This window comes from Helicobacter sp. MIT 14-3879 (assembly GCF_003364125.1).
This window is the reverse complement of the sequence record NZ_NXLP01000083.1, coordinates 1-4,859: the sequence shown is the minus strand read 5'-3', so window position 1 is coordinate 4,859 and position 4,859 is coordinate 1. Positions and strand designations below refer to the sequence as shown.

Here is a 4,859-nt window from a genome sequence, read left to right as displayed (position 1 = left end):
GTTTCACTGTGTGGTATGGAGAATCTAATTTCTTTTCTATTTTAGAATTTATGGTGAATTTATGACAGAATCTGCTATTTCTTTTTAATCAAAGTTATTTTTGAGGGTTAATCATTTGAGTGAAATGTGGTTTGTGTATTCAACCTAAATATGATTTTAGAATTTAACATTGCAGTTTCTTAATATTGTTAAAAGCTGTCTTTAAAACGATACAGATTCACAATAATTTCAGCAGTATTTGCGGAATACAAAACCCTCATTTGTGAATCATTTATTTTTAGCATAACCGCGCTTTTTTCATTTCGGGCATTAGAATTTCTAATAGATTAAAGCATTAGGAGACGTATATGTTCACACATTTTTTCGTTCTTATTTGGCGGTTTCTTGTATTTTTCTCTTGGCATTAGGATTAAGACTATACTATATTGGAGAAAAGAGCTGATTTACACATTGACGAAGTATTATCTATTGTTCTTTCAGAATATCATGATTGTGGCTATTGTGGCTGGGGAAAATTCTATGAATAAAATAAAATCTATGATAGCCCTGTACTCAAGAGTAAATTATTGTGGAATGATTCTACTCTTAGAGGAGCATTCAGCGATATTGTCAAGTTACAAAAAGATACTTATGTTATGATTCTCTACGCTAACCTGTATTATACATTCTTTTGCTTATGGCATATTGGTTTTACGGATAATGTGCAAAAAGTTTTTTCTATCGCGCAATCTCTCTTGATTTTGTATTCTTTGCTGTTTCTTTTTGCTTTGCTTTTGTGTGGTTAAGAGATTATCAATCTTATGGATTCCAATCATCAAGCAATGAAATATGTTGCTTTGTTGTTATGTCTTGGTATCACTTTCCCCTATCTTGTGTGTTTTTATGCAAGAAAACCTTTGTTAAAAATGTTTGTCTCTGTTTTATGCCCTTGGCGTTGGAAAATAGTTTGTGTCTTTCTTGCTATGGTAATTGCCTTGAGAACATGAGCGCAGAACAAGAAACTCTTAATAATCCCCTTATAAGCTTGGTGCATTACTGAGAGAAAGAGAATCTTTAAAGAGGCATTGCATAATATGCCATTATAAAGCAGGGGTAGATTTTAAATGAGTGTGATAAAAAATTCACAGTCGCATTTAACTCAAAAATAGCCCCACTCATGCAAGGGCTAAAACAAGCAGATTGTCAGATTATGAAAAATTTAGTCAATTTGAGATATGGTGTCTCTCTTAATATTTCACAATATAAGCCTGAAGATTATAATCCTCATTGAAGATAGGTTCATGCTTTAATGTTGAATTCAAGAATGACATGGCAATGCAAATTGATAATATTAATCATAAAGTTATCACAAATCTATTAAATTCCCCAATAAGCCTAGTTAGTCGTGTAAAATTTGGGAAATTTATGCTAGAATAGACCTGCTTAAATGCAAATTTTGTGATATTACAATTATGAATAGTATGGGCAATCTTTTAGAAGGACAGAGAATGAAAGTTGTTGATATCAGCAGACTCAATGCGCCAAGTAAAAAGTTATTACAGAGAAAAGCTTCTTCTTATTTGTCCCAGGCAAAATTTAAAGAGGCATTTACACTGTTTGAGCAAGCCTTTTGGCTGGATACAAGCGACTTAGATTCGAGAATTGGACTTTATCTTTCTGATGTGGGTATGGATTTTGGTGCGGAAGCAATTGGAATCTATGAGTTGTATCAAAGCTCCTTAGCGTATGAGCCACGCGCCAATAAAAGACGTATACAAAAAATGATTTTGCAGTTGATAGAGGCTTTTGACAATAAAACACATTATCTCTCAAAAACTATGCAAGATACCAAAAAAGCAATGATGGAAAGTTATGATGCCATTAATTACAATGACATCAAGGAAATGTTAAAAACACAAGATTTTAAGGAAGTTTATAGCAATCTATGCGTGAATACAAAAATTATTTTCACGCACAAGGGTGATTTTTATGAGTTTTTATCCCTTTTGATTAAAAATGATTATTTGGATATATCACTGAATTACATTGATTCTCTCCCACGCTATGATATTGATATTATTCCTCTCATTGAAGAAGCTAGTAAGAAAATGCAGGCAAAGGATAAAACTCCCTCTAAGACCGGTCGCTCTATCGATAAAACCAAATCTTTCAATGTAGAATCTAAAATTCAAAAGAAATCTATGACAAAGAAGAATCCTAAAAAGGATTCCAAACCACAATAATCTATAGACTGCAACAAGTATAATAAAGATATAATATGCCGAATTCTCATCATACTTTCAATCATAGAGATAGTCAGCAATATTCACATCTAAAGAATGTGGATGAAAGTTCTCGCTTAACACCACCCTATATCATCGTAGATGATACTCGTAAAATCTGTAATGCGAATATTCGGGTTGGTTCTAGGGAGGATTCTGTATCGGATTGTTCTCATGTATCTCCACAGATAATGTTCTTGCAAACTCCACAAAATGAGAAATTTATCCCCACTCTTCCTCAACACATTAAAGTTATACAACGAGATTCGCTCAAAGATTACTTCAATACGCAGATTAAAATCATTGGGATTACAGGCACAAATGGTAAAACCACAACTGCAGCAGCGATCTATTCTTTACTCTTGGATAGCGGTTATAGGGTTGCTTTGCTGGGGACTCGCGGTATGTTTATGAATGATGAGCAAATTAAGCCAAAAGGTTTAACTACTCCCGCGTTACTTGAACTTTATGAAGACATTCATTATGCGGCACAAGCTAAATGCCAATACTTCATTATGGAGGTTAGCTCACATGCCATAAAGCAAGAACGTATCTATGGGCTTGATTTTTATATGAAGATTCTAACCAACATCACAAGCGATCATTTAGATTATCATAAGACTTGGGAAGATTATGCTGCGACTAAACTAGGATTTTTAGAATCTGGAAATAGCATAAAGATTATTAATCTTGATGAAAAAAGCGCAACAAAAATGCGTTTTCTATCTCGTGTTTTTAGCTATGGCATAGAATCTAAGGGCAACTTATTTGTCAATGCGTATTCTCTTACGGACGGTATTTTTGCACAAACAACCTTACGTTTGCCTTCTTTGGAGCATATTACACAAGATTCTCAATACACAAATTCTCAACATGTTAAGAAAGGTGTATCTGAGGTTCAAAATACTGCAAAAGCGGCAATGACTTTGGAAGAAGCTACTTTGCAATCACATTTATTTGGGCTTTTTAATCTCTATAACTTCTTAGCGGCGGCTTTAACAGTTAAAATTATAACAAAAAAGCCCCTGCAAGAGATTTACAGTCTCTTCGTTAATTTTGGCGGTGTAGCTGGGCGCATGGAGATTGTGAGTATGAATCCATTGATTATTATTGATTTTGCGCATACTACTGATGGTATGAAACAGGTTCTTGAGGGATTCAAGATGCGTGATATTAGTGTAGTTTTTGGTGCAGGCGGAGATAGAGATAAGAGCAAACGTTCTAAAATGGGCGCATGTGCTGCTTCTTATGCGCACAGAATCTATATTACTAATGACAATCCTAGAAGCGAGAATCCCCATGAAATTGCTCAAGAAATATTCAATGGAGTATTGCAAACTGAATCAATTGCAAGAGGCATTCAAACAAAAATTATCCTTGATAGAGAAGAGGCGATAGCGACTGCTATACGTGAATTACCACAAGATTCAGTTCTCTTTATTTTGGGTAAAGGAGATGAGAGTATCCAGATTTTTAAGGATACACAGGTGTATTTTAGTGATAAAGAATGTGTGCAAAAACTACTAAAAGAAATACAGCCAACCTAATAGGGGATTTCAAGAGTCTGTGTTTATCATTGGAAATCTTCCTTTAGTAGAAAGGGTTATTAACTTTGGCTTAGAATCGCAAGTATATCAGAGAGAGTAAGCACATCAACAAAGTAGAATACGAGCAGGAAAAGTGTAGAAAGAGCAAAGGAGAAAAAGATAAAGTAGAGATTAGGCAAGAGCAGGAGAAGCACAAGAGTAGCACTAAGAGAGTATGTAGGTATAGAGAAAAAAGAATCTAAAGAGAAAGAGTGAGAGAGGAGAGAGTAGGCGTCAAATAAAAATGAGATTGTTATAATTTGTGGAAAAGGACTTGTAATCTTAAAACCTAGAGGATTAAGTTCTAAACTAAATAGTATGGGGATTCTTATGGCAGAAATTCATATCTGAGACATAAGGTAATAAAGAGGAAATGCTCTATTCTGAGTCCTCTTAGACTTGGTGGGTGAATAAGAATTTTGTGTTATCTGCAACATGCTTGTATTGTATTTTCATCAAATTTAACAGTAGCGCAAGGAATGAGGTATAAGAGAATCTCCTCACACATCGCAACTCATTAAGATTAAGATTCTGTGTTGAGTATCCTGAAGCAAAGAAAAAAGCAGTCATGCTGCCAACTTGCTGCCTTGATAACCTATGCTCATGTTTTCTTAATTCTTAGGCTCTTTCTTATGCTTTAATTGTGCCTTTAGCTCTTTTCTTTATGATTGTTTTAATCTTTGATTCCTTATTTGTCTCTTATTCTTAAATCCTTTTATCTTTGGATTCCCTTTAACTTTTTGAGTGATTGAGATTCTGTATTTATTCTTTGCATGTTCTATCTTTCAAACCTCCTTTTATCTTTATAATATTTATTCATCTGATTATCTCTTTTAAGCTTATAACTCTTGAGACTTTTTGTCTCCCCTAATGAATTTCTCTTAGAGATTTCTCACCTCTATACCCATCTCTCATTTGGCAGAGAGATTTGCTTGTCTATGTGTCTTCTCTTTGTCGGTTTTATTCTCCTTATTTATTCTTTCTTGAATCATCGCATTCTTCATGTAATATG

General features: G+C 34.1%; 2 protein-coding genes. Both read left to right on the top strand.

Annotated elements, in window-relative coordinates:
* Positions 1–1,487 precede the first annotated feature (1,487 nt).
* Positions 1,488–2,222, top strand: a complete 735-nt coding sequence (locus CQA44_RS11225) for a hypothetical protein (protein ID WP_181881895.1) — start codon at positions 1,488–1,490, stop codon at positions 2,220–2,222.
* A 35-nt stretch (positions 2,223–2,257) separates the two neighbouring features.
* On the top strand, positions 2,258–3,808 hold the full coding sequence (locus CQA44_RS11220) for a UDP-N-acetylmuramoyl-L-alanyl-D-glutamate--2,6-diaminopimelate ligase (protein WP_258865026.1): 1,551 nt from the start codon (positions 2,258–2,260) through the stop codon (positions 3,806–3,808).
* The last annotated feature ends 1,051 nt before the right edge of the window (positions 3,809–4,859 follow it).